Here is a 25,155-nt window from a genome sequence, read left to right on the forward strand (position 1 = left end):
AACAAAATTTCGAGCCTGTTTTTTTGTAAAGCTCAGTGACATGGAAAATACCTAATTCGTTTAAAACACCGGCTCAATTTAAGTTTTCTCTTTCCTTAAGCCCTGAAAACTAAAGCGGCTGAATCGGTTTTCTTAAGGATTGGGACTTGTTTTAAATTTGGTTTTCTCAGCTTGGTTTTTTAACTCTTGCATTAATAAGAATGTTGCTGTATAACCCACTGTTCAAATTAAATGGCCTCAAAGATTTTTCTATTTTGTTCAAACGATTAAGGGGGAGCTATGGACAAGTTGATTCCGGTAACAATCATCACCGGCTTTCTTGGCGCCGGAAAAACGACGCTTCTCAACAGAATCCTTACTGAGGAACACGGACAGAAAATCGCCGTCATCGAAAATGAATTCGGCGAAGAAAGCATCGACAACGATCTTCTGGTTCGCAATGAGGACGAAGAAATCATCACGATGAATAACGGCTGTATCTGCTGCACGATTCGCGGTGATTTGGCTGAAAACCTTATTCGTTTAATGGAAAAGAAAAAAGAAGGCTCAGCACAGTTCGAACGCGTCATTATTGAGACGACCGGATTGGCTGATCCGGGCCCTGTCGCACAGACGTTTTTCATGGATGAAGAAGTCAGCCAATTCTATATGGTCGATGGAATCATCACCGTCGTGGACGCTCTGAACGGAGGACGTACTCTTGATGAGCAGGAGCCCGCACAGGCTCAGGTTGGATTTGCCGACCGCATCCTTCTTTCCAAGGTCGATCTGGTCGACTCGGAAATTGTTGATGATCTGTGCGCGCGTCTGCACCGCATGAACCCGCGCGCTCCGATTATCGAATGCAACATGGGCAATGTTGACATCCGCGAAGTGCTCGACATTCACGGTTTCAACCTTGACGCTGCACTCGAGCTCGACCCGGACTTCCTCAAGGAGGCTCAGGAAGAAGGCGAACACCACCATCATGGCGATCATTGCTGCTGCGGCCACGATCACGACCACAATCATGATCATCACGACCACGACGGAGAGTGCAGCTGCGGACATCATCACGAGGAGGGAGAGACATGCAGCTGCGGTCATCACCATCATCATCCGCGTCATGATGACGAAATCGCAGCGTTCGTATTTGAATCCGACAAGCCGTTCGATCCGGCTCGGCTTGACAGCTATATGCGGACTCTGACACAGGTATACGGTCCGGACATGCTCCGCTACAAGGGTGTGCTGTATATGACCGGAACCGACAGACGCATGATTTTCCAGGGTGTGCATATGCTGATGGCTGCTGATCTGGACAAGCCCTGGGGTGATCAGAAACCGACAAACAAAATTGTATTCATCGGCCGCCGCCTGCCTAAAAAGGCGATTCTGCAGGGACTCGAAACCTGCTTGGTTTAATTAACTCATCTAAAAACCGCTAGGGAGAAGAAACATGGCGACTAAACGTAAATCTGCTGCTCAAAAAGCGCTCAAAGAAGCCGCTGAGCTCGCTCCTCTTGTACAGGCCGATCAGAACGGAACGGACGCAAAAACCAGCGAAAAGGCTGCGCAGAAGGCTGCTGAGTATCTGTTAAAGACGATGGGCTCCCAGACCGGAGAAAAGATTGTCGTCGACGGAATTACTATTCCGACTCAGGCAGAACTTCTGAACATGCCTGAATCCGACTACATGAACGAGGCTCAGCAGGCTTTCTTTAAGCACCTGCTCAAAGAAAGAGAAGCTCAGCTTCGCAGCAACGCCGGCGAGACAGCCGAACATCTGCGCGAGAACAGCATTGTTCCCGATCCGGCAGACCGTGCCACGATCGAAGAAGAACATGCACTTGAGCTGAGAACCCGTGACAGAGAACGCAAGCTCCTTAAAAAAGTTCAGGAGGCGCTGCGCCGACTCGAAAACGGCGAATACGGCTGGTGTGAAGAAACCGGCGATCCGATCGGTATTCCTCGTCTTCTCGCCCGCCCGACCGCAACGCTCTCGCTTGAGGCTCAGCAGAGAAGAGAACTTCGTCAGAAGCTCTACGGCAACTAATAAAAAAACCGGGTGCCCAAAAGACATCCGGTTTTCTTTTTGTCCAAAAGTACGAAAATCAGTTCAGAGGCTGAGCAGAGTAATCTCCGGCCTTTGAAAGGGCCTCGTTGACTTTTTCCGTTGATACGGGTTCTTTAACTGTCAGAACTGCGATCGCGGGGGAAAGCGTAACTTCAACTTTTTCCGCAAGAGGTTCAAGTGCTTTCTTGACACGGGCAACACAATGCATGCAGTGGACACCGCTTAACTCAAAACTTTGTTCCATCGTTTTAGACCTCCAATAATGGATTATTCGTGTTGCGATTCTAGCGCTCCGAAGTGATACTATTCAGAACCGCCAATAACTTACAGCCCGATTTGTTGGAAGAAATCAATGACAAACCTCAGCACAAAATCCGTTCCGGCTCAGCTGAAAGCAGAGATACTGTCGGAAGCCCTCCCGTTTATCCAAAAATTTCACGGCAAAACAATCGTCATTAAATACGGCGGCAATGCAATGACCGACGAACGCCTTCAAAGAGCCTTCGCCCGCGATGTCGTTCTGCTGAAATTAGTCGGCATGAACCCTGTCGTCGTCCACGGCGGCGGCCCGCAGATCGGCGAGGCTTTAAACCGGGTCGGCAAAAAAAGCGAATTCATACAGGGTATGCGCGTCACTGACGACGAAACAATGAAAGTCGTGGAATGGGTGCTCTCCGGACAGGTACAGGGCGATCTCGTAACACTCATCAACAGCTTCGGAGGTCAGGCTGTCGGTCTTTCCGGTAAGGACGGAGGGCTCATTAAAGCCAGAAAACTTAAACTGCAGGATATTCAGGATCCCACAAAGTTTTACGACGTGGGCCGAGTCGGTGAAATCGAATCCGTTAATCCGTCCGTCGTTAAAGCTCTGCAGGATGACGCTTTCATCCCGATTATTTCTCCGATCGGAGTCGGCGAGGATGAACTTTCCTACAATATCAACGCAGACGTAGTCGCCGGAAAAATCGCAGAAGTTCTTCACGCAGAAAAGTTAGTCATGCTGACTAACACCCCGGGCGTCCTCGACAAGGAAGGAAACCTCATTACCGGTCTTTCTTCCGGAGAAATTGACGCTCTGTTTGCCGACGGAACAATCTCAGGCGGAATGTATCCGAAAATCTCATCCGCTCTTCAGGCGGCCAGAAACGGAGTCAAGGCTGTCCACATTATCGACGGACGGGTTGACCACTGCCTCCTCTTGGAAATCCTGACGCCTCAGGGTGTCGGAACCATGATCAGAGCAAATTAGCATCAAACAGAGATGGAAGAAAAGAAAAGTAAAAGAAAAACCGGCGCCGAGCGCAAACTGGAAATTCTCAGAGCGCTCGTCAGCCTGATCAGCGAGTCCGAATCCAAACACATCACAACCAAAACGCTCGCACATCGTCTCGGCATTTCTGAGGCCGCCCTTTATCGGCATTTCCCCGGAAAAGCCGAGATGTATCGAGAAGTCATTAAATACGCGGAAAATTTTATTGTTTCGTGGATCAATAAGATTGTGTCTGAAAACGCTTCCGGCTCGGATCAGGTGAAAACGCTCTATAAGCTGCTTTTATCCCTGCGCAGCGCCGAACCGGGTCTGATCTCTCTCCTGTGCGGAGAGGCGCTCGCGCTCGAAGATAAATCACTGCAGCAAAACATCAATAAGATCTACGGCTACATTCAGATCGCGTTTAAACAGTCGCTCAAACTAGCGGCCGCCCAGGGAGAAATTTCCGCTTCGGCTGATGCGGCCGAGCGCGCTTCATTTCTGCTCTCCCTGCTGCTTGGCCATTGGCTGAGATTCATCAAGCAGGATCCTTCTGAAAAAGATGCCTATACCGACTCGGAACTCGCGCTCGTCCTTGCCGGATAGAACGCTTCTGCGGCAATCAGATAACGAAAGCCCGGGCTAAACCCAGGCTTTCCGCTTAGAGAACTGTTATTTCTTAACAGGCTCCACTTTCATCTTAATACCGCTCTCAAGCTCAATCACAGAAGCTTTGGCATTTTTCGATACCTGCTCCTTGTCAACCTTCTTGAGATAATCGATCGCCTGATTCAGCTGATAATCATCAGCGTCGCCGTAACGATAGAACTTCGGACGCTTCTTCACCGTTTCAGACTTCGCCTTCACCGGTTCTACCTTTTCGGTAATGCCGGATGCATCTGTCTTCACAGGAAGCGGTGCCTCGGCCTTCTTCGGTTTTTCAGAAGCCTTCTTGGCATCTTTGGCGGCCTTATCCTCCGGAACTTCCAGATGGTTGGAGAGGTCCGCTTCGCGAATATCGAAGTCAAGGAAATTGCCTTCGGCCGTATCTTTTACTTCAACATCCGGAGAAATGCCTTTGGCCTGGATAGAGCGGCCGCTCGGCGTAAAGTAACGAGCTGTCGTCAGCTTAATCGCTGTCTTCTTCCCTTCACTGCGCATCGGAATCACGGTTTGAACGGATCCCTTACCGAAGGACTGAGTGCCCATGATCGTTGCGCGCTTGTGATCCTGAAGCGCTCCGGCAACAATTTCACTGGCGCTCGCGCTCGCGCCGTTCACCAGCACAACAATCGGCATCGTCTTGGTGACTTCAGGAAGCTTCTCCACCGCGGCGTCTTCGCGAACAACCTGATAGTCTTTCGGAGAAGTTATGTATTCCTTCTTTGCGTCTTCAATCTGCCCCTTGGTCGATACAACCAATGAACCTTTCGGCAGGAAAGCCGCAGAGACTCCGATCGCAGCATTGAGCAGTCCGCCCGGGTCGTTGCGCAGATCAAGCACCAAACCGTTCTTCAGATTGCCGCTCTTATTCAGAGACTCCAGAGCGTTAGCTAAATCACTGCTCGTTCTTTCCTGGAACTGAGAAATTCTGACGTATCCCATACCGTCGGGCAGAGGTTTGGATTTAACCGACTGAACTTTGATAATCGCTCGGGTCAGCTTGATGTTAATCGGGCCAGCAGAACCTTTTCTCAAGATCGAAAGCTCGATATTGGTATCCGGCTTGCCGCGCATCATCTTGACGGAATCATTCAGCGATTGGTCTTTAATCAGTTTGCCGTCAATCTTGAAAATAATATCGCCTGCTCGGATATGCGCTCTCGCCGCAGGCGTATCGTCGATTGGCGAAATCACCTTCACGCCGGACGGATCTGCGCTGACTTCGATACCCAGGCCGCCAAATTCTCCGGCGGTCCCTTCCTGAAGATCTTTGTAGGCTTCTTCGTCTAAGAAAGCCGAATGCGGATCAAGTCCGGACAGCATGCCGGAAATCGCTTCCTTCATCAGCTTTTTATCTTCTACCGGTTCAACGTAAAACTGCTTTACAGCCCCGTAAACATCCGTGAACTGACGGATTTCATCCAGAGGGAGTATTGAGGCTCCCTGCTTGGCTGGACCGGCCAGAGAGGCGCTGATCAAAGCACCCGCGACCATTCCGCCGGAAACAAGAAGCAATCCTCGAAACATGTTTTTCATAAAATAATTTAAGAAATCAGTTGTTCTTTTAGTAAGAGTTTAAAAAGATTATCAAAGATTTATCCATCCTGTCGGATCGATTGGTTTCCCATTGTGACGCATTTCAAAATAAAGAACCGAGACTGACCCGGAACCTTTGCCGACCCGAGAAATCACTTCGCCGCTCCTGACGGAATCTCCAATGTCCTTTTCAAGCTCCGCATTATTGCCGTAAACAGAGAAGTAACCCTTTCCGTGATCAATGATCAGCAGGTTTCCATAGCCCTTCAAATAATCAGCGAACACGACCTTTCCGCCGCGAACCGCATACACCGGCTTGTCCCCGGTTACACTGAAGAGCGTTCCCTTCCAGGTTCCCATCTTGTCGTCGCTGCCGCGTTTCTGGCCGTAACGAGCCGCAACGTCGCCCTGAACGGGCGAGATCAAACCGACCGCTGCTGTCGGCTGCACCTTCGCTGCAGCGGTTCCTGAAGAATCTGGGGCTTTGCGATGCGCAGCAGATGCGAGCGCTTTGGACTGCTTCGCCGCTTCACGCTTCTGAATATTAGTTATGAGGTTCCCCAATCTGGCCTCATCCTTCTTCAGCTTCTGCAGACTGCCTGATAGAACAATAAGTTCACGATCGAGCTTGGCTGCGGTTCTCTGCCGCTCCCTCCGTTCCTTATTCAGACGCGTCTGCTCTTCCCTTTCGGCTGAAAGCATTTTATTGAGCTTGTCGCCAGTGCGCTTCGAATCCGCCAGTGCCTTGTTCAACGCCTTTTGTGATTTTTCAAGACGCTTGATGGATTCCTGAGAACGCTTAGCCAGAATCTGCAGCATTGTTTCCCGTCTCATCGCCTGATTCGGATCGGAAGAAGCCCAACCTGGACTCTTCGTCTGCGTCTGCAGCTCAACTCTCTGCCGATTGATGCTCTCCAGCGCTCTTTGCTCAAGCGCCAATTCACTTTCCAGACTGACAACACGCCGCTTCTGTGCGCCGAGTTCGCGCTCGGCTTTGCTTCGCTGCGTACGAATCGTTCTGAGCTTCTGCCGAACGGCACGAATCTCTGTTTCGGATTTTTTCAGCTCTGACCGAATCTTTTCCCGATCCTGAGAGGTCGATTCAATCGAAGAACGAATCTTCTCAATATTGCCCTGAGTTTCCTGCTGCTGGGCGCGAGCCGCGTCAATGCTGTCCGGTACAGCTCCGACCTTCTTCGCGGCAGTGCGGCGTTTTGGAGCGCTTTTAGAAGACTTCGATGATGCCGCCTTTTTCTTCACAGCCGGCTTGATAGCATTCTTCTTTTTGACCGGAGTCTTCTGCACAGCAGCCTTCGCTGATGAAGACTGAACGGCAAAAGCGCTCGGAGCCGCCGCACACAAAGCGGCGGCACTCACGAGCGCAATGACCAGCAAAGAGCGTGCGTGCATCAAGAGTTATTTTTGAGACTTGCCCTGAGCAGCAACAGCAGCCATCTTCTGCTTAATCGCTTCCTGATCGCCAAGATAGTAGCTGCGGATCGGACGCATATTTTCATCCAGTTCGTAGACAAGAGGCGTTGCGGTCGGAACATTGACGCCAACAATATCTTTGTCGGAAACATTGTCCAAATGTTTGATCAGGGAACGCAGTGAATTGCCGTGCGCAGTAATCAGAATCTTTCTTCCGGCTTTAATGTTGGGGACGATTTCGTTTTCCCAATAGGGCACCACACGGGCCACCGTATCGGCCAGACATTCTGTGAGCGGAAGCGTATCGGGATTAACAGCGCTGTAACGACGGTCAAAACCCGGCCACATCGGATTATCCTTGGTCAGTGCGGGCGGCGGAACGTCATAAGAGCGGCGCCAGATCAGAACCTGTTCGTCTCCAAAGTTTGCCGCTGTCTCTTTTTTGTTCAGTCCCTGAAGCGCTCCGTAATGACGTTCGTTCAGGCGCCAGTCATTAATAACCGGCAGATACATCGCGTCAAGCTTGTCCAGCGCAATCCAGAGGGTGCGTACGGCGCGTTTTAAAACCGATGTATAGCAAAGATCAAATTCAAAACCTTCGGCTTTAAGAATCTCTCCGGCCCTTGCCGCTTCCTGACGGCCTTTTTCCGTCAAATCGACATCAACCCAACCCGTGAATCGATTCTCTAAATTCCACTGGCTTTCGCCGTGTCTCATCAAAACAATTTTGTACATAATCTTTCCGGAAATCGATCGTAAACCTTGATTGTATCAGTCGGGGAGGCAATAGAGATAAAGACTCGACCGCCGCAGCGAGAATAAATCGTCCTTGGCAGGCGCCTTTTTACGGTCAGTCCGCAATTTCCTATGGAATCAAAAGAATCGTTTTGATAGAATGCCTTATTTGTTTGATTGCCGGCTCCGTAAGGCGGGAATCCGCGATACCGATCGGGCTAATTTTATTTACCAACAAAATGGATTTTATTACTGAAAATATTCTGCTGATCATCACGTTTATCGGTTCAGCAATCCTTCTCGCGTTCCCTTCCTTATCCAAGTCCAGAAACGCCGGCCTTAATCCCGCAGACGTCGTAATCAAGGTGAACGATAAAAACGCTCAGCTTGTCGATGTCAGAACTCCGAGTGAGTTCTCCAAAGGAACTTTGGCAGGCTCAGTAAACATTCCGGCTGCTGACTTGATCGCCAAACTCGATTCTCTTGATAAGAATCGTCCGGTCATTCTCGTTTGCCAAAATGGCAGAAGAGCACAGCAGGCACTGAAACAGTTCAAGGGAAAAGGCTTCTCTGAGGTCTATACACTTGACGGCGGCATTGTCGCCTGGCAGGCCGCCAAGCTTCCGCTCACCGGCCTTGAAATTTCCAAACGCGGCCGTAAAGGCAAGAAATAATTAACCATCATTTAACCCTTGAAAAGGAAACAAAAATGGCAGAAAACGAAACAAACGCAGCTCCTGAAGCAGCTGCTCAGGATCAGGGCCCTCAGTTCGCTATCCAGCGTATTTATCTGAAGGACGCTTCCCTTGAAATGCCCAACGCTCCAGAGATCTTCCTTGCTCCTGAAGCGCCGCACGTCGATATCCAGCTCGAAGTTGCCCAGTCCGCTCTGAGCCAGCCGGATCTGTATGAAGTCGTTGTTCGCGCTACAGTGACCGCGACAACCAAAATCAATAACGAAGACCGAACGGTTTTCCTTGTCGAATGCAAGCAGGCAGGTATCTTCCTCATGAAAGGATTTGAAGAAGAACACAAGACAATGGTTCTCGGCATCACCTGCCCGACAACCATCTATCCGTACCTCCGCAGCAATGTCTGCGACCTGCTGACACGCGCAGGTATGCCCCCTGTTTACCTCGGCGAAATTAACTTTGAAGCCTATTTCGCTCAGAGAATGCAGGAACAGCAGGCTGCTGAGCAAGCTCATACTGCACAGTAAACGCTAATCTGCAAAGACCGCTTCCGATACAATCGGAAGCGGTTTTTTATTTTTTACTGCTATGAGAAGAAAAGATGGAAGAGAACAAATTTCAGTTGGCGTTTTTTGCGGCTCTCGAGAAGTAGAGGAGTATGACTTAACCGCTTCTGCGGAAGAGGTTGGAGAGTTGATCGCAGGCTATGGGTACCGTCTGGTATTCGGGGGCGGCAATACCGGTCTGATGAGTGCTGTCTCCCAGAGCGCTGTTGACTTTTACGCCCCTGTTGTAGGAATTATTCCGAAATTCCTAAGCTCGGTAGAGAAGCCCGCGGACAACCTCACAGAACTTATCTATGTCGATACAATGGCTGAACGTAAAGAGCGTATGTTCCTAGAGTCCGATATGTTCCTCGTTCTTCCGGGAGGCGTCGGCACGCTCGATGAGGCTTTCGAAGTCATTACCAATAATCAGCTCGGACTTTTCCGTAAACCGATCGGATTTTTTGATGTCGATGGGTACTATCAGAAAATTCATGAATTTTTCGAAACCGCTATCGATTGCGGCCTTATCAGCGATACAGTCAACGATCTCTGCTTTTTTGACAGCAACATCAAAGCGCTTTTTGAGAAACTGATAGGCGCTCTGCCGGACTAAACTCCGCCTTCGAAATTATTCTGCCGCCAAGCTTCGTAAACCGTAACGGCGACAGAGTTGGAGAGATTGAGGGAACGGTTCTTCGGCCGCATCGGCAGCCGTATCATATGCGCCGCATCAAATAAATCTCTGATCTCCTGCGGCAGGCCGCTCCCCTCAGAGCCGAAGACAAACCAGTCCCCGGGCTCGAAAGAGACGCTCTGGACTAACTGCTTCGCTTTGGTCGTCATTGCGAACATGCGGGCTCTGTCGGGCTCTTCGGCTGCCAAAAAGGCCTCAAAAGAGGGATAGACCTTGATGTCGGCATATTCCCAGTAATCAAGCCCGGCACGCTTCAGATGCTTGTCTTCAAGCGCAAACCCCAGCGGCTCGATAAGAAAAACCCGACAGCCGGTATTGGCCGACAGACGAATAATGTTTCCGGTATTCGGCGGAATCTCCGGATGGATAAGCACTATGTTGAACATGACAAACTAAACCTTTCGCATAAATGCGCCTTCACTCAGCCGCATCATCCTTCAGTTCTGACTTCAATACGGCAAACGCCTTTTTTTCAAGCTGACGAACCCTTTCCTGACTGACACCCAACTCTGCTGCCAGATCAGCCAAAGTTGCGCCTTTTTTGTCTTTGCTTTCGTCAAAAAGCCAGCGCGCCTCAATAATACGCCGCGAACGAGGATCAAGCTTCTTTACCGCTTCAGGAAGCTCTGTGCTAAGCACTTCTTCGTACCGAGCCTGCTTTAGCCTGCTGTCCGGGTCGTCCCCTTCATCAAAGAGCCAGTCCTCCGGCGCACTGTCTTTTTCCCCGCCGCTCGGTTCATCAATCACAATGTCCGCGCCGGTCATGCGCTGCTCCATCTCAAAAACTTCAGAGGGCTTCACTTCCAGCTGTTCGGCAATGCGATTTGCGTCGTCCAAACCCAACAGCTTGGTATCGTCCTTCATCTTTCTAAGGTTAAAGAAGAGCTTGCGCTGAGATTTAGTCGTCGCCACTTTCACCAGCCGCCAGTTCTTCAGAACGTAGTCCTGAATTTCAGAACGGATCCATGTCATGGCAAACGTCACTAAGCGGGCGCCATTATGCGGATTGAAACGCTTAACCGCCTTCATCAGACCGATATTGCCTTCCTGAATCAGATCTGAGAACGGAAGCCCGTAGCCTTGATACTGACGGGCAATAGAAATCACCAGCCGCAAATGCGACATGATCAGTTCGCCTGCGGCTTCCATGTCCCCTTTGTCGTGCAGCCTAACCGCTAATTCGTGTTCACGTTCAGGCGTCAGGATCGGGGCACGGTTCGCGGCCCGAATAAAATCCGCCAGCGTTCCTAATCCTGTGTCAGGAATCGCCAACGGCGTCGGCTTATAAGGAGCCAGCGCAGTGCAGGGCTTTTTCTTGGGTTCTTTGTTATCAGCAGTCATTGCCTTCAATTCTAAGCTAAAGGTTAATAACTAGAACTTCAGGGGCTTAGTCAGGGAAGCCGCGACCATTGAAGAAAAAACTGTCGCGAAAATAGTCATCAGCGCAATCAGCGCAATCACAGCGGCGCAGGTTTGTACGTCTGCAAGAAGCTTCACTTCAAAGGCTTCTTCCAAAAGGGGGATACTGCCCCAGAGCGACAGGGCCAAAAGCATCGAGCCAAATAAACACGAAAGCAGCGAAGCCCAGAAGGCAACCAGCATCTGAGGCGCACAAATCGAAAACCGCGAAGCGCCAAGCATGCCGAAAAGCCGTTGTTCATCGCTCATAAAGCTCCGCAGTCTCAGGCTGCTCTGAACGATCAGCATGGCCACTAAAAGCACAGTCGGAACCGCAAGCGCAATAATACCCAGCGCAATCGCCTCTCTGAGCGTATGACGCTTCTCGATCCACTCAAAATTCGCCGTAACTGCCTCTACACCCTTCATCTTCTTAATATCGGCGGCGTGCTCGCGCATCTCTGAAACTGAAACATCAGCCGGAAACTGAAGCGCAAGGATCAGCGGCACTTTCTTGCGAGCCTCAACCAGTTTCAAAATATCTTTTTCCAACACGTCAGCCGGCTGAATCTCTCTCATCGAAGAGGCCGGGGTGAGACTCTGAATCTTCTGTACAAGTTTTTCCGTCTCCTTATCATTCAGGGTAGGATCGATGAAAATCGTTGCCTCATCACCCATCACTCCGCGGTGCGCCTGATAAAAAGAATAAAAACTCAGTACCATCTGACCGAGAAGACAGAACGCCAAAGAAAGAATCGCGACAACTAAGAAGAAGGTTCTTTTCCCGGTTTTTAAAGAGCGCTTGGCCCTTTCCGCAGTGGAGATCATTTCTGCACCTCGTTAAGGTTAAACACGCGAAGCGCTCGAATCTCAAATGGAAGAGGATAGCTTGAGGTCATTACGATCGGATAACCGATCTGTGCAAGTTTTGTGCAGATATACAGAAATTCTTCCTGAGCGTCATTGTCAAGCGCTTCCATCGGAGAATCCGCCAGTATGAGTTCCGGCTGATTCACCAGCGAGCGGGCGATAACCAAACGCTTCTTCAAGCCGACTGAAAGCTCTGAGCCTTTTCTTTTAAGCTCCGGCTCTAAACCGCATAAAGCTGCGCACTCCCTCGCGTTGCTCGCAGCCTCCTGAACGCTCTTCCCCAGAAGCAGCGCAGTCAGCTGAAGGTTTTCTTCAATCGTATAGTCTTCGAGTATGACGGGATCGGACGGAATCATGCCGATACGGGAGCGCCACTGCCGAAGCTGATGCTCGCTCATCCTTGATATCGCATTCCCTTTGATAAAAACCTCTCCGGATTCGGGCAGAGAAAGACCTGAAATAAGATTAAGCAGACTGGATTTTCCGGAGCCGTTATTTCCAAGAAGCAGGACAAATTCTCCCTCTCGGACCTCCATGGTCACAAGAGGAGCTCCGTCACGGTTCCATCCCTGAAGCGGAACCTTCACCATTCTGACGAGTGCTTTCATTTCATACTCAGCTTAACCTGATAACCAACCTTTTCCCACGCCAAAGCTTCCTGCTCAATCATGTACTTCGTCAGCGGATGCTCCCTGCACCAATGCTCGGGAAGATGAATTTCAAAAACTTTCCCCGCTTCACTGAGCGACATCTTCGGCAGCGCTATGTCGTGCCGCGCATGCACAAAAATCGCCGCCAAACGAATAACAAAGACCAATTCACGGAAACTTTTTTCTTCGATCTGCGCTTCAACCTTTCTCAGCTGCCCGCGGTGCGAAAGCACCAGAGCGGCAATTCTCTCCTGCTCGGAGCGGGAAAAGCCCGCCAAATCGCTGTTGCGAATAACGTATTCACTGTGCTTATGATAGTCGCTCCTAGAGAGAAAGAGGCCGACTTCATAAAGCCGAGACGCCCATTCCAAGGCTTGTTTTTGTTCCGCCGAAGCATGCGGCTTTAAAAGGCCCAGCAGCTGCAGCGAAAAGGATGCCATGCGCTCGGACTGCTTTTCATCGGAGTGCGTGCGCTTTAAGAGCGCACTGACTGAACCGGTACGCGGATCAGAATTCAGCTGACGGCCGGCAAGGTTATAAAGTAGCCCGTAACGGAGCGCTCCGCCCGAAACCTTCATTTTGTCAATCCGCAGCTTCTTAAACACCGCAAGCAGAACCGCCACGCCGCCCGCCAGTACCTCTCTGCGGTCCTCGCGCAGCCCGTCGAAATGAAGATTATCAATGCGCCCGGAGGAAATAATCTTCTCTTTCAGCACCTCAAGCGCGTCAAGCGTAATCGTGCCGTCCGTCAGGCCGTTCGAGCGCAGAATCGAAGAAACCGCAGAAACCGTCCCTGATGAACCGTAAGCTTCCGACCAATGTCCCTTCGTAAAGGCCGACACATTGCCGTCCAGCACAAATTCCGCCGCCAATATCGCATGCCTAAAACTCTTGGCGCTGATATTGCCGTCCTTAAAGAACGAGACGGAAGTGTTAACGCAGCCGATATGGAACGACTCTCCGTCTAAAACTTCATGGCCGCGTCCAACCACGCACTCAGTTGACGCGCCGCCGATATCAACAATAAGCCTGATCTCGTCCGAAGCCGGCAGCGCAAAGCTGCAGCCCATGTAAACAAGGCGCGCCTCTTCTTTGCCCCTGAGAATTTCAATCTTATAGCCCAGAACTTTCTCGGCCTTCACTAAAAACTCTGCCGAGTTTTCCGCGGCTCGAAGCGTCTGAGTTCCGACTGCTCGTACTTGGGCGGGCGGAAAACCCTGCACTTTCTCGGCAATTCTGGAAAGCGCCGTCAGCGCTCTTTTCTGCGCAGCTTCAGAAAGATACCCGTTCTCATCAAGCCCTGCAGCCAAACGGACCGTCTCTTTCCATCTGCACTCGCTGAAAATATTTCCGTCTTCTACTCGGGCGATCTCCAGCCTGAAGCTGTTGGACCCTAAATCTATCGCGGCTAATCTCATCTTGCGTTACTTGTCCAATCCGACCAAAGCGGCTGCGAATTCATCTGCGTTAAATGTCTGCAGATCATCAATCGTTTCTCCGACGCCAATGTAGTAAATCGGAATCGGATTTTCTCTGGAACAGGCCAGCGCGACCAGCACTCCGCCCTTTGCCGTACCGTCAAGTTTTGTAATGATCAGCCCGGTCAGTTTGGCCGCTTCGTCAAAAGCTTTCACCTGAGCCAGCGCATTCTGTCCGTTTGTTCCGTCCAAAACCAGAATTGAAGCGTGCGGTGCCCCTTCCATCGCTTTGCCCTGAACGCGCTGAATGCGCGAGAGCTCGTTCATCAGGTTGGTCTGAGTAGGAAGACGCCCTGCGGTGTCCACCATCACAATATCCATTCCTTTCTTTTTGCCGCTGACGATCGACTCGTAAGCAACGGATGCCGGATCCCCCTTGTCCTGAGAGATGACTTCAATTTGGTTTCTCTCGCCCCAAACCGCCAGCTGCTCCCGCGCCGCTGCGCGGAAAGTATCCGCCGCCGCCAAAAGCACTCGCTTGTTCATGAGACTGAAATGCTTGGCAAGTTTACCGATCGTGGTTGTCTTGCCGGCGCCGTTAACACCGCACATCATTATCACCAATGGATTGTGCGCGTCAAAATCTAAAGACGCTTCGCAGGGTTTCAAAAGTTCCGCAATGATCTCTTTCAGCGCGACCTTCACTTCGTCCTGTGTTTTAAGACCTTTGAGTTTGATTCTGTCGCGCAGACTATCCAGAATCTTCGCGCTTGCTTCCACCCCGACGTCTGAAGCAATCAGCTGAAACTCCAGCTCTTCAAGAAATGCTTCGTCAACAACGCCGCCGGTAAAGATGCCGACAAGGTTAACTTGAGTTTTTTTAAGACCTTTCTTCAGTCTGGCAAACCAACCCGTTTTTTCTTTCGTGTCACTCATGTTGAGTATTTTTCATTTAAAGTTCAGGTAATCAATTAATCTGAGAGTTTACCAATGCCTGGAAACTGTAGCGGCAAAGTAAGGATCATTGGGGGAAAATGGAAACGAACCCCGTTGCCCGTTTTGGACGCAAAAGGACTAAGGCCCACCGGGGATCGCCAGAGGGAAACACTCTTTAACTGGCTCGGACACCTGTTCGAAACTTTTGAAGAACGGACAAGCCTCGATATGTTTGGCGGAAGCGGCGCCCTTTCCTTCGAATTCCTCAGCCGAGGCGGAAAAAGCGCGGATGTTTATGAAGTCAACCGCTCCGCCTGTGCGCAAATTAAGAAGAACGCTGAAAAACTCGGCGCGCCTTTACACGTGCACTGCGCCGACAGCCTGACGATAAAATCCGCAGGAAAACAATATGACGTGATCTTTATCGATCCGCCCTTTGCTCTAAAACTACAGATGCATGCGCTTAAAACCGCATCCGGGCTTATTAAACCCGACGGGCTGATTTATGTCGAATCGCCCGAAGAAATCTCAGACGCATCTCTTTCAGAAATCGGACTTCAGGCCGTCAGACGACTTAAGTCCGGCGCCAGCTCATTGCTTCTGGCGCGTCAGACGGAGCAGTAAACATGGTTATCGCAACATACCCGGGTACGTTTGATCCGCTTACGCGCGGACATCTCGATTTAATCCGCCGTGCGGCGAAACTCTTCCCTAAACTTATCGTCGCCTGCGCAGAAAGTAAACGCAAACACACGCTTTTTACGCTTGAGGAACGCCTGGAAATGATCCAAAACGCCACCGCAGAGATGTCCAATGTCGAGGTGTACGGTTTTACGGGGCTTTTAGCGACTTTCGTTCGGGAACATCACTCTCAGTGCATCATCCGGGGCGCGCGCGCTGTCAGCGACTTTGAATACGAGTTCCAAATGGCCGGTATGAACCAGATTTTGATGCCGGAAGTGGACACCCTATTTCTGACGCCTGCCGAACAGTACCAGTTCGTCAGCGGCTCATTCGTGCGCGAAATCGCTTCCATGGGCGGCGACGTAAGCGGCTTTGTCACCGATGACGTCGCTTCGCACCTCAGAAACAAGTTCGTCGCATTTAAGCAAAGCAGCGATTAATGCGCTCTGCGCACCGCAGAGTTTTTTCCCGCCGCTCGACGAGCTTTTCTTCGTCCGTACTGCGTACCTTCGGACTCCAGTAGGAGTCCGGGTAGGAGGCGTCGTCACGATAGCGTGCAATCAGATGCCAATGCAGATGCGGCACCATCGTTCCGAACTCGGCCAAGTTAATTTTGTCCGGAGAAAGCTCTTCATTCATGATCCGCTCAATCTCGCAGAGCGCGCGCCAAAGAATCAGACGATCCTCTTCAGACAGATCACTGTTCTCTTTCACGTGCTCGTTCCAAATTAAGCGAAAGTATCCCGGGAAATCCGGGTCATCGACCCGGATCACACGGAATTTATCGGTCCTTACGACCTCAAGCTCGCCCTGAGGGGCGCATAAAGGACAATCTTTGACCATTACAGCAGTACCTTTTCAATCGCTCCGTCACGGAGCTTATTTAACGTTTCATGCAGCCAGCCGTCTCCGTATCTTGAGCGCATCATCTCCACAATCAGAAACTCCGCCTGTGATTTGATCGCGTCCGAATACCGGCTCATGCCCTGCAGACAGCCGGGACATGTCGTCAGAACCTTGGTGGTTCCGCTGAAGTCGCCCGCCTTGAGCTTCGCGGCCGCGCCTCTCAGGCTTTGTTCTTTCGCAAAACGAACCTGACTGGCGATGTCCGGTCGGGCAATCGCAAACGTTCCGCTTTCGCCGCAGCAGCGCTCAGAGAGCACCACCGAAGAGCCGTCCTTGGGATGAATCAGCGCGTTTACCGTCTCAATTGGCACGCCTTCCTTAAGCGGTGTATGACACGGATCGTGATAGATGTAGCGCGTGTTGTAGGCGCCCTTAACGGACACGCCCTTACTGAGCAGATAGTCATGGATGTCCATGACGCGGCAGCCCGGGAAAATGGACTCAAAGTTGTACTCGCGTAGCTGATGCAGACAGGTTCCGCAGCTGACAAGCACCGTGCTGATCGAGGCATAGTTCATCGTGTTGGCAACACGATGGAAAAGAACCCGATTGCGCGTGATGATTTCATCGCCCTTATCCTTCAGACCGTTCCCTTTCTGCGGATGTCCGCAGCAGCGGTATCCGGGCGGAAGGATAACCTGCACGCCCAGGTCATAGAGCATGCCTAAAACGGCGATAGAAACCTGACTGAAAAGTTTCTCATTGCCGCAGCCCGGGAAGTAGAACACGGACTCTCTCGGCTGATCCGAAGCGGCAAGCTCCTTGTTTTTTATCACCGGAATAAATTTCGCATCCTCAATATCAAGCAGCTTGCGCGCCGTCGTCCCGACATAATCCTTCGGGAGCTTGCGGTTAACGAGATGAATCACCTCTTCCCGAACACTCGGACGCCCCGTGCTGAATCCCGGATGACGCGCACTGCGGGCAGAGGCAATTTTCAGCATGTCCGAAGCCGCCCTTTCTGCCTGGAACCCATATTCAATCAGTCCCTTGCGGGCCGCTCTGACCGCAAGCGGGTTCTCAAGCTCAAGGAATTTAAGTCCGGCAGCCTTGGCCGGATGGAAGCGCTCCTTATGCTTGGCGTGCAGCATATCGCGCATCAGCATAGTGACGCGGCCGAAGTCAATCTTAACCGGACACGGCTTCTGGCATTTCTGACAGATCGTGCAGTGATCTGACACATCCTCAAAGTCGGCGTAGTGCTTAAGAGAAACACCTCGGCGGGTCTGCTCTTCGTAAAGAAACGCCTCCAAAAGCAGCGAGGTCGCAATCACCTTATTTCGAGGAGAGTAGAGCAGATTGGCATTGGGAACATGAGTCGAACAGACCGGTTTGCACTTGCCGCAGCGCAGACAGGTCTTAATCTCCTCGGAAATCAGACGAGCCTCGCTTTTCTGCATAATCAGAGACTCATGTCCGAGCAAATTAAAACTCGGCGTATAGGCAATCGAAAGATTGGCCTGCGGTCTCAGCTTGCCTTTGTTGAACCTTCCGTGCGGATCGGTCTTGTCAAGGTAGTCGTAAAACTCGTCAAATTCTCCTTTGCTCACAAAATCGATCTTTGTCATGCCGATGCCGTGCTCTCCGGAGATCGCTCCGCCAAGCTTCTTTGCGACATCCATGACATACGCGACGCCTTCGTTGGCTTTACGGAGCATTTTCACATTGTCGGAGTTGACCGGAATATTTGTGTGAACATTGCCGTCCCCCGCATGCATATGAAGCGCAATGAATACTCTTTCGCGGAGCACTCTCGCATGAATTCGGAAAATCTCATTTCTGACATTTTCAAAGGAGTCGCCGGCAAAAATGTCATTGAGCTCTTTCAGAACCTCCTGTTTCCACGAGACGCGAATCAAATGATTCTGAACAAGATCGAGAAGCGTCAGGCCGCCAAGATCCTTTGGAAGACGCTCAGAACGCTTTCTGCCAAGCTCTTCCAGCCGCTCAACCGCCTGCTTCGCGTCCTCATCCAGATGATGAAGAATATAAGTCCACTCGGCCTCAACCTTGTCCAAAAGAACAAGTCCGAGCGGAACTTTCTGACTGAGAAGCTCCTTCTCGGTGTAGCCGCCGGAACTCACTGCGAGTTTTCCAAGGCTGAGCGGCCCATCGAGATAGCACTTGGTCTCCCGAATCATATCGAGCTTATTCTCAATCGAGCAGCAAATATTGAAGCGTTCCACCGCGTTTGTATAGTCGCCGATCTTATCCAGAGGAATCACAACGTCTTCGTTCAGCTTAAAGGCGTTGGTATGCTTTGAAATAGCGGAGGTCTTTGAGCGTTCAGCCCAGAACTGATGGCGTGCTTCCGGGGTCTTCGCCACGTACGTGTCACCGTTTCCGGACAGCGCTATCTTGCGGACTTCCTCCACATACTTGGAGATGCTCTCCTCGCTGCTGCCGATAATGTCTCCGACGATGACCATCTTAGGGTAGATCCCTCTTCCGCTCTTTGGTGCATAGTTAATCGCATGAAGATAACGATCATCGAGATGCTCAAGACCGGCAAGCATCACGCCCTCGGGCTGGGGCTCAAAGAGCTGAGAAATCTGATAAATAGCCGGACCCGCGTTGCTTGCCGCTCCGTAGAACTCCAAGCATACGGTCTGAGTGAACGCGGGCATCTTGTGCACGATAAATCGGGCGGATGTGATAATGCCGTCGCAGCCTTCTTTCTGCAGTCCGGGAACTCCGCCAAAGAATTTATTCGTCACGTCCTTGCCCAAGCCCGGCTTACGGATTGTGCTGCCTTTGATCCGATAAGTCCTGCGGCGAATCTCGGCGGCTTTCTCCGGCGCGCTTCCGCCTTTTTTCCAAACAGCCTCGAAAACCACATCTTCCTGTAAGTGGATTTTGCCGAGATTGTGGTTGACGCGCGTCACCTCAATCCAGTCACCGTTGGGATCAACCATTCGGTACCAATACACGTTGTCGGCGGTTGTTCCCCACAGAACCGCCTTCTTGCCGCCGGCGTTTTCGGCGATATTGCCTCCGATCGTGCAGGCGTAGTTGGAGTTGGGATCAACAGAAAACACCCAGCCCTCGGAGGCTGCTTTTTCGGCAACCTGTTTATTGACGGCGCCTGCTCCGGCAAAAATCGTCGCATGCTTTCCTTCAAGGCCGTCGAGCGCACGGAATTCAACATCGGAAATGCGGTTTAGTTTCTCCGTATTGATGATGATTGTGCGCGGATGGAGCGGGACAGCCCCGCCGGTATATCCGGTGCCGCCGCCTCGCGTGATGATGGTGAAGTTCATCTCGATACAGGCCTGCACAATACCTGAGACCTCTTCCTCTCGGTCGGGATAAACAACGGCGAACGGATACTCCACGCGCCAGTCGGTCGCATCCGTCACATGGCTCGCTCTGGAAAAACTGTCAAAGCGAATATTCTGACTCTTCGTGTACTTCTTCAGGCGCTTCAGCACAAGCCTTCTTAAGTCCCAGGACCGCTCAAAAGAACTCTTGAATTTCTCTATAACAATCAGCGCCTTCTGAACCAAAAACTCAACCTTTTCGGCTGACTGAGGATCAAGTTTAGTGATCTGCTGCTGCATCGAACGGATGCGATGATAAAGCGCGCCCACCAAAAGTCCTCTGCGCTTCTGGTTAAAGAGCATATCCTCCTGAAGATAGGGGTTGCGCTGAATAACCCATATGTCGCCCAGCACTTCGTAAAGCATCCGGGCAGACCTTCCGGGACGGCCGTCTCCGCGAAGCTCTTCCAAAACATTCCATGCATCTTCTCCGAGCAGTCTCACAACAATGTCCCGGTCCGAAAAAGACGTGTAGTTATATGGAATTTCACGCAGTCTAAGGTTGTTCAATTTTTCTTTCGACATCTCTTTAATCATCTGGAAATTCTCTGTTCATGCCATCATTGTGCAATATTCTCGAGTAAGAGTCAGAAACTAAAACGCTCTTTTTTATTTTTTGGCCGCCTTAGTGCTATTTTTTTAACTTTACCAATCACAAATCACAAAAAATGCTTGAACAAGAATATCTGCGCCGCATCCTCAAGGCTCATGTCTATGACGTTGCAAAAGAAACTCCGCTCCAAAAAGCCAAACTGCTTTCCGAGCGAATTGGAAACAACGTCATGCTCAAACGAGAAGATTTACAGAGCGTGTTCAGCTTCAAGCTGAGAGGCGCCTACAACAAAATGGCCAACCTGACGCCGGAAGAACGCGCTAAAGGCGTAATCGCCGCAAGCGCAGGCAACCACGCCCAGGGCGTTGCACTCGCCGCAAGCAAACTCAAGTGCCGCGCGGTCATTGTGATGCCGATTACCGCACCGGCGCTGAAAATCAACACGGTTCGCCGACTCGGCGGTGAAGTCGTTCTTTACGGCGACTCTTTTTCCGACGCCGCTGCCTATGCGGCTGAACTTCAGGCCAAAGAAGGCCTGACTCCGGTTCCGCCGTTCGATGATCCGGACATCATCGCCGGTCAGGGTACCGTCGCCATGGAGATCATTCGTCAGGCCCAGAACGCAAACGGCGCCATCGACGCGGTCTTTGTACCCGTCGGAGGCGGCGGCCTTCTCGCCGGCGTTGCCGTCTACGTCAAAGCGCTGTATCCGGAAATCAAAGTGTTCGGCGTGCAGACGGTTGACTCCGATTCTATGAATCAGTCCCTCAAAAACGGCAAACCGACCTTCCTTGCCGATGTCGGACTTTTCTCCGACGGTACCGCCGTTAAACTTGTCGGTGAAGAAACCTATCGTCTGTGCGAAAACTTTGTTGACGGCATCATTCTCGTTGACACGGACGAAGTTTGCGCGGCAATCAAGGATGTGTTCCAAGACACACGCAGCATTCTCGAACCGGCAGGCGCTCTGTCCGTCGCAGGCATCAAGAAATACGTCAAACTGAACAACATCAAAGACCAGAACTTTGTGGGCGTTCTTTCCGGCGCCAACATGAACTTCGACCGTCTTCGCTTCGTCGCTGAACGCGCCGAACTCGGCGAACATCGTGAGGTGCTTTTCTCCGTGACAATTCCCGAACGCCGAGGCGCGTTCAAGCAGCTGATCTCGCTGCTTGGCAACCGCAGCGTTACGGAATTCAATTACCGTATCTCGGATGCGGACAAGGCTCAGATTTATGTCGGCCTGCAGACAGAACACCGCAGCGAAGCTCAAGGCATTAAAAAGCTCTTAGAAGAAAACGGCTTCCCAGCAGTTGACCTGACCGACAACGAACTGGCAAAAACACACCTCCGTTATATGGTCGGCGGCCACTCCAAACTGGCAGTCAACGAACGAGTCTTCCGCTTTGAATTCCCTGAAAGACCCGGCGCCCTCTTCAAATTCCTCTCCTCGAGCGCGCCCGACTGGAACATCTCCCTGTTCCATTATCGGAACCAAGGCGCCGATTACGGCCGTATTCTGGTCGGTCTTCAGGTCCCTCAGGAAGACAGCGAAAAATTCGGCGCATTCCTGCAGAATCTCGGCTACGCCTACGTAGAGGAAACCGATAATCCTGCTTATCAGCAGTTCCTGGGATAATATCGGCACGGCGGTCCGATCGCGGCCGCCCTCCTTGAGGAAAATCCAATGAGTCTGACCATCAAAGAATCGGTTGACAAAGTCATGCAGGGTCTGCCGCCTCAGGCGCGTACCGCCCTTAATGTCATGGCCGAAATGCAGAAGCGGCCGCCCGAAGACGTGCTGCGTGACGAAATTCGCAATTACATCGCGGGACGTCTGCCCGCTATCGATTTAGAGGGTGCGGTCAAAGCTATTCAGGAGCGCTCATATCAAGCCGGATACCTCGTCGGATCACTGCGAAAGTTTGTCAGCAATTGGAACCGTGAGGATTAATTGAAAAAAGCCCGACGCCGGGCTTTTCTCAACTTCCGACTTAGTCGGCGATGCGAATCTCTCCGTTTTCTTCAATCAGCTGAAGATCGTATTTCTTTTTGCCGTTGATCTCTTCAACCCAAGCCGCTGTCGGCACCTCTTCTTCGAGATTGGCGTTGATATATCTCTCGGCTTCCATCTTCGTTGCAAAATTTTCGCATCCGTTCGGATACTGAACGATCACTTCAACCACTACATCCCGTCTCAAAACGTCACTCCTTATAGTTGGCTACGATCCAAACGATCGAAGCTATTAACTTCAGAGCATACTCAATGTGCAGCGACTCGTTCGGACCGTGCGCGTTCGAATTGGGACCTAAGCCGCCGGCCACCATAAACTGCGCCTTAGGCCACGTCTTCGAAAACACATTCAGCAGCGGGATAGAGGCGCCCATTCCAAAGTAACAGGGCGCATTGCCCCAAAAGGCCTGAGAACTCTCCTCGAATGCCTTCTGAAGCCACGGCGCGGTTTGAGGCGCTGTCCAGCCGTCGCTCTCTACCGTGGAGCTGTAGCTGACCTTTGCCTGAAAAGGCGGATTCTCCGTCACAATTTGAGAAAGTGCGCGGGACGCTTTAACCGCATCTACGCCCGGCGGAAGGCGAATGCCGATCTTTGCGGCGGTAAAGACACGCATAACATTGCCTGCGTTTTCGACCTTCGGCACACCGTCAATGCCCGTCACTGTCATTTCCGGACGCCAGCCTCTGTTAAGCAGACAGGTCAGAGCATCCCTGCTCAAAGGCTGAGTGGCCCCCGCAAATGGGAAATGGGACCAGACTTCGTCACCTAAAAGCGCCGCGACCTGCCGGTTTTCTTCCACCGTTTCGTCGGAAATTTCTGTTTTAAAGGCTTGCGGAAGCATCTCTCCGGTAGCAGAATTCTCCAGTCGGTCCAGAAGATTGCGCAGAACCATAAAGGAGCTCGGCGCAATTCCGCTTGCTTCCCCGGAATGCACGCCTTCCGTCAGTGTCTGAACCTTCAGAACTCCGCCGAGCATTCCGCGCAAAGAGCGAACGATCCAAAGTCGATCGTAGTCACCGCAAGTGCTGTCAAGCGCAATGACCAGCCCGATGTCGCCAAGGCGCTGTCTGCATTTGTCCAGATACGCTTCATAGTGACGCGAGCTCGACTCTTCACAGGTTTCAAAAAGCCCGACGCATCTCGGATGCGCAAAACCGAGCTCCTGCATCACTTTAACCGCGCCAAGCAGTGAGTAGAAGGCGTAGCCGTCATCAACAGAACCGCGGCCGTAAAGACGGCCGTTCTGCAGCACCGGAACCCACGGAGATTTGTCGGCGTCCCAGCCCTCGTTTTCCGGCTGTTTGTCCAAATGCCCGTAAAAGAATACCGAACGCTCAAATTTATCAGCAGAACTCGGCTCTATCTCAACAAGAAGACACGGCGTGCAGCCCTCGTCTTTCACGATTTCGCACTTGAGCCCTCGAATCCCCTGTTTCTGCGCCCAAGCCTTCGCCTGCTCTACCGCGAATGCCAAATGACCGGTCTTTTCCCAGCTGTTGTCAAAGTCCGGTGAAAGAGCAGGAATACGAATGAAATCCTCCAGCGCGGCAAGCATCGATGTTTGCCAAAAACGTTCTACGCTTTCATAAATCTTCTGATGCACCTTTTACTCCTTTAAAACGAAAGCCTTGATATTCAGCGCATCTCGAACAATGGCTGTCGCGGCTTTCGCCTGCGCCTCCGTCATGCCGCTGCCGACCACCACTTTATGAAGCCCGTTAACGAGCTCAATGCGCACCTGCGCACCCATTTTATCCCCAAGAACTTCCGTGAACTGCTGCTTGAGTTTTAAGGCGTTCTGCTCGGAACGGAACACGCCGAGCTGCACGGCGTATTGCTTAACCGCAGAAGCCGCGTTTACTGCTTGGCCCAGCTGAGATTCAGACGCGTGTTTTTTCAGTGCGCTGATGACTTCGGCTTTTGCCTCTGTCTCAAACGTGTTCAAGGTGGTTTGATCAGCATTTCCGGCTTTTTCCAAAGCGATCTGCGCCCCGGCTTCCAGTACACGCTCAACCGGATTCTGATTCAGCGGCGGCTGATCCTTTTCTATGATGACGCGATCGGCGGTAATACTCGGTGAACTCGAAGAGGCAAGGGACTCCCCTTCGGCAGCTAAAGTAGCGACCTGAGCAATAAAATCCGACTCTTTGGTTGAGCCGCTCTCGCTTGAAGACAATACTTTCTTCGCCACGGGCGCGGCAATCGAAGCAAGAACACTGCCGTTTGTGGTCGAAGGAATATTCCCTGCCGCGATCTGCGCTCGTGTAATGCGTTCGACCTTCACTTTGGCCGTTCCTTTATTGACATAGCCGAGACGCGAGGCGGCCGCATAAGAGAGATCAATCACACGACTGTGCAGAAACGGTCCGCGGTCATTGACACGAACAATAATGCTTCTGCCGTTTTCCAGATTCGTCACTTTGGCATAGCTCGGAAGCTCCATCGTGGTATGCGCCGCTGTCATCGCGTACATATCGTAAATTTCACCGGTGGAGGTTTTCTTCCCGTGGAACTGTTTGCCGTACCAGGAGCCGTAACCGGTCTGTACCAGAGGCTTGTCTCCTGTCATCGGAACATATGTTTTGCCCATGACCTTGTAAGGACGGTTCGTCGCGGCAATCGGCTTCTCTACCTTCGGCACCGCATTCTTCGTTTCCATACCGATCGTACCTAAGGCAGAAGGCGGTCCGTCGTTATCGTAGTACTTGCCGTCTTTTTGTGAGGTTCCGCAGCCGGCGAGAATCGAGGCCGCGGCCGAAAAAATCAGTATCTGCCAATAACGTCGTTTCATGTTTTTTCTT

General features: G+C 51.6%; 25 protein-coding genes and 1 pseudogene. 11 read left to right on the forward strand and 15 right to left on the reverse strand.

Going from position 1 to position 25,155, the window contains the following annotated elements; translation table 11 throughout:
- The first annotated feature begins 279 nt into the window (after positions 1 to 279).
- Both E5987_RS00890 and dksA read left to right on the forward strand, forming a co-directional pair.
- On the forward strand, positions 280 to 1,404 hold the full coding sequence (locus E5987_RS00890; protein WP_160334197.1) for a CobW family GTP-binding protein: 1,125 nt from the start codon (positions 280 to 282) through the stop codon (positions 1,402 to 1,404).
- 181 nt (positions 1,405 to 1,585) lie between these two features.
- Positions 1,586 to 2,035 (forward strand): RNA polymerase-binding protein DksA, encoded by a 450-nt coding sequence (dksA, locus tag E5987_RS00895; protein ID WP_160334266.1) that lies wholly within the window; start codon positions 1,586 to 1,588, stop codon positions 2,033 to 2,035.
- A 58-nt stretch (positions 2,036 to 2,093) separates the two neighbouring features.
- Here dksA and E5987_RS00900 read toward each other — a convergent pair whose 3' ends face one another.
- The gene (locus E5987_RS00900) at positions 2,094 to 2,300 is read right to left on the reverse strand and encodes a heavy-metal-associated domain-containing protein (protein WP_160334198.1); all 207 of its coding nucleotides are present in this window, start codon (positions 2,298 to 2,300) and stop codon (positions 2,094 to 2,096) included.
- A gap of 108 nt (positions 2,301 to 2,408) precedes the next feature.
- On the opposite strand from E5987_RS00900, the gene argB reads away from it, so the two are divergent.
- Both argB and slmA read left to right on the forward strand, forming a co-directional pair.
- Positions 2,409 to 3,305 carry an acetylglutamate kinase gene (gene argB, locus E5987_RS00905; protein WP_160334199.1) on the forward strand — a complete coding sequence of 299 codons (897 nt, stop codon included), beginning with the start codon at positions 2,409 to 2,411 and terminating at the stop codon, positions 3,303 to 3,305.
- A 12-nt stretch (positions 3,306 to 3,317) separates the two neighbouring features.
- Entirely contained in the window at positions 3,318 to 3,911 is a 594-nt protein-coding gene (gene slmA, locus E5987_RS00910) for a nucleoid occlusion factor SlmA (protein WP_160334200.1), read from the forward strand.
- Positions 3,912 to 3,977: 66 nt separating this feature from the next.
- Here the strand turns inward: slmA and E5987_RS00915 are convergent, their stop codons facing one another.
- From E5987_RS00915 to gpmA, 3 genes are read right to left on the reverse strand one after another with little or no spacing between them, the layout of a single operon-like run.
- A complete protein-coding gene (locus E5987_RS00915) occupies positions 3,978 to 5,504 on the reverse strand; it encodes a S41 family peptidase (protein ID WP_160334201.1) in 1,527 nt (508 codons plus the stop codon).
- Between the two features lie 51 nt (positions 5,505 to 5,555).
- On the reverse strand, positions 5,556 to 6,914 hold the full coding sequence (locus E5987_RS00920; protein WP_237178672.1) for a murein hydrolase activator EnvC family protein: 1,359 nt from the start codon (positions 6,912 to 6,914) through the stop codon (positions 5,556 to 5,558).
- Between the two features lie 6 nt (positions 6,915 to 6,920).
- Positions 6,921 to 7,670 (reverse strand): 2,3-diphosphoglycerate-dependent phosphoglycerate mutase, encoded by a 750-nt coding sequence (gpmA, locus tag E5987_RS00925; RefSeq protein ID WP_160334203.1) that lies wholly within the window; start codon positions 7,668 to 7,670, stop codon positions 6,921 to 6,923.
- 239 nt (positions 7,671 to 7,909) lie between these two features.
- Between gpmA and E5987_RS00930 the strand changes: the two genes are divergently transcribed.
- The 3 genes from E5987_RS00930 to E5987_RS00940 all read left to right on the forward strand — a co-directional run bounded on the left by E5987_RS00930 (position 7,910) and on the right by E5987_RS00940 (position 9,523).
- Positions 7,910 to 8,344 (forward strand): rhodanese-like domain-containing protein, encoded by a 435-nt coding sequence (locus tag E5987_RS00930; protein WP_160334204.1) that lies wholly within the window; start codon positions 7,910 to 7,912, stop codon positions 8,342 to 8,344.
- 35 nt (positions 8,345 to 8,379) lie between these two features.
- Complete coding sequence (secB, locus tag E5987_RS00935; RefSeq protein WP_160334205.1) at positions 8,380 to 8,889, forward strand: protein-export chaperone SecB; 510 nt, start codon at positions 8,380 to 8,382, stop codon at positions 8,887 to 8,889.
- Positions 8,890 to 8,950: 61 nt separating this feature from the next.
- Complete coding sequence (locus E5987_RS00940) at positions 8,951 to 9,523, forward strand: LOG family protein (protein ID WP_160334206.1); 573 nt, start codon at positions 8,951 to 8,953, stop codon at positions 9,521 to 9,523.
- Here the strand turns inward: E5987_RS00940 and trmL are convergent.
- The 6 genes from trmL to ftsY are packed head-to-tail and all read right to left on the reverse strand — an operon-like array spanning position 9,520 to position 14,876.
- Complete coding sequence (gene trmL, locus E5987_RS00945) at positions 9,520 to 9,990, reverse strand: tRNA (uridine(34)/cytosine(34)/5-carboxymethylaminomethyluridine(34)-2'-O)-methyltransferase TrmL (protein ID WP_160334207.1); 471 nt, start codon at positions 9,988 to 9,990, stop codon at positions 9,520 to 9,522. The genes E5987_RS00940 and trmL overlap by 4 nt on opposite strands.
- Before the next feature lie 31 nt (positions 9,991 to 10,021).
- Positions 10,022 to 10,945: an RNA polymerase sigma factor RpoH gene (gene rpoH / locus E5987_RS00950; protein ID WP_160334208.1), complete on the reverse strand. Its 924-nt coding sequence runs from the start codon at positions 10,943 to 10,945 to the stop codon at positions 10,022 to 10,024.
- Between the two features lie 30 nt (positions 10,946 to 10,975).
- Entirely contained in the window at positions 10,976 to 11,830 is an 855-nt protein-coding gene (locus E5987_RS00955) for a cell division protein FtsX (protein WP_160334209.1), read from the reverse strand.
- Entirely contained in the window at positions 11,827 to 12,480 is a 654-nt protein-coding gene (locus tag E5987_RS00960) for an ATP-binding cassette domain-containing protein (RefSeq protein WP_160334210.1), read from the reverse strand. The genes E5987_RS00955 and E5987_RS00960 overlap by 4 nt, the downstream gene beginning before the upstream one ends.
- Positions 12,477 to 13,940, reverse strand: coding sequence for a Ppx/GppA phosphatase family protein (locus tag E5987_RS00965; protein ID WP_160334211.1), 1,464 nt, complete (start codon positions 13,938 to 13,940; stop codon positions 12,477 to 12,479). Before E5987_RS00965 ends, E5987_RS00960 begins: the two co-directional genes overlap by 4 nt.
- 6 nt (positions 13,941 to 13,946) lie before the next feature.
- Positions 13,947 to 14,876, reverse strand: coding sequence for a signal recognition particle-docking protein FtsY (gene ftsY, locus E5987_RS00970; protein ID WP_160334212.1), 930 nt, complete (start codon positions 14,874 to 14,876; stop codon positions 13,947 to 13,949).
- 54 nt (positions 14,877 to 14,930) lie between these two features.
- On the opposite strand from ftsY, the gene rsmD reads away from it, so the two are divergent.
- Together rsmD and coaD are read left to right on the forward strand one after the other, a co-directional pair.
- The gene (gene rsmD, locus E5987_RS00975) at positions 14,931 to 15,500 is read left to right on the forward strand and encodes a 16S rRNA (guanine(966)-N(2))-methyltransferase RsmD (RefSeq protein ID WP_160334213.1); all 570 of its coding nucleotides are present in this window, start codon (positions 14,931 to 14,933) and stop codon (positions 15,498 to 15,500) included.
- A gap of 2 nt (positions 15,501 to 15,502) precedes the next feature.
- Positions 15,503 to 16,000, forward strand: coding sequence for a pantetheine-phosphate adenylyltransferase (coaD, locus tag E5987_RS00980; protein WP_160334214.1), 498 nt, complete (start codon positions 15,503 to 15,505; stop codon positions 15,998 to 16,000).
- Here coaD and E5987_RS00985 read toward each other — a convergent pair.
- Together E5987_RS00985 and E5987_RS00990 are read right to left on the reverse strand one after the other, a co-directional pair.
- Positions 15,981 to 16,403 (reverse strand): HIT family protein, encoded by a 423-nt coding sequence (locus E5987_RS00985; RefSeq protein ID WP_160334215.1) that lies wholly within the window; start codon positions 16,401 to 16,403, stop codon positions 15,981 to 15,983. The two genes, coaD and E5987_RS00985, sit on opposite strands and share 20 nt — an antisense overlap.
- Complete coding sequence (locus tag E5987_RS00990) at positions 16,403 to 20,323, reverse strand: DUF3683 domain-containing protein (RefSeq protein ID WP_202074506.1); 3,921 nt, start codon at positions 20,321 to 20,323, stop codon at positions 16,403 to 16,405. The genes E5987_RS00985 and E5987_RS00990 overlap by 1 nt, the downstream gene beginning before the upstream one ends.
- A gap of 125 nt (positions 20,324 to 20,448) precedes the next feature.
- Here E5987_RS00990 and ilvA point away from each other — a divergent pair.
- Both ilvA and E5987_RS01000 read left to right on the forward strand, forming a co-directional pair.
- Positions 20,449 to 21,978, forward strand: a pseudogene (ilvA, locus tag E5987_RS00995) (threonine ammonia-lyase, biosynthetic); the annotation flags it as partial.
- A 48-nt stretch (positions 21,979 to 22,026) separates the two neighbouring features.
- Positions 22,027 to 22,293, forward strand: a complete 267-nt coding sequence (locus E5987_RS01000; RefSeq protein ID WP_160334217.1) for a hypothetical protein — start codon at positions 22,027 to 22,029, stop codon at positions 22,291 to 22,293.
- A 40-nt stretch (positions 22,294 to 22,333) separates the two neighbouring features.
- Here E5987_RS01000 and E5987_RS01005 read toward each other — a convergent pair whose 3' ends face one another.
- Genes E5987_RS01005 through E5987_RS01015 form a run of 3 tightly spaced genes read right to left on the reverse strand, consistent with a single transcriptional unit; the run spans position 22,334 to position 25,145 of the window.
- A complete protein-coding gene (locus tag E5987_RS01005; protein WP_202074507.1) occupies positions 22,334 to 22,540 on the reverse strand; it encodes a hypothetical protein in 207 nt (68 codons plus the stop codon).
- 4 nt (positions 22,541 to 22,544) lie between these two features.
- Entirely contained in the window at positions 22,545 to 23,957 is a 1,413-nt protein-coding gene (locus E5987_RS01010) for a M20/M25/M40 family metallo-hydrolase (RefSeq protein ID WP_160334218.1), read from the reverse strand.
- A 3-nt stretch (positions 23,958 to 23,960) separates the two neighbouring features.
- On the reverse strand, positions 23,961 to 25,145 hold the full coding sequence (locus E5987_RS01015; RefSeq protein ID WP_160334219.1) for a septal ring lytic transglycosylase RlpA family protein: 1,185 nt from the start codon (positions 25,143 to 25,145) through the stop codon (positions 23,961 to 23,963).
- Positions 25,146 to 25,155 lie beyond the last annotated feature (10 nt).

It is taken from the genome of Parasutterella muris, from assembly GCF_009767915.1.
Lineage (GTDB): Bacteria > Pseudomonadota > Gammaproteobacteria > Burkholderiales > Burkholderiaceae_F > Parasutterella > Parasutterella muris.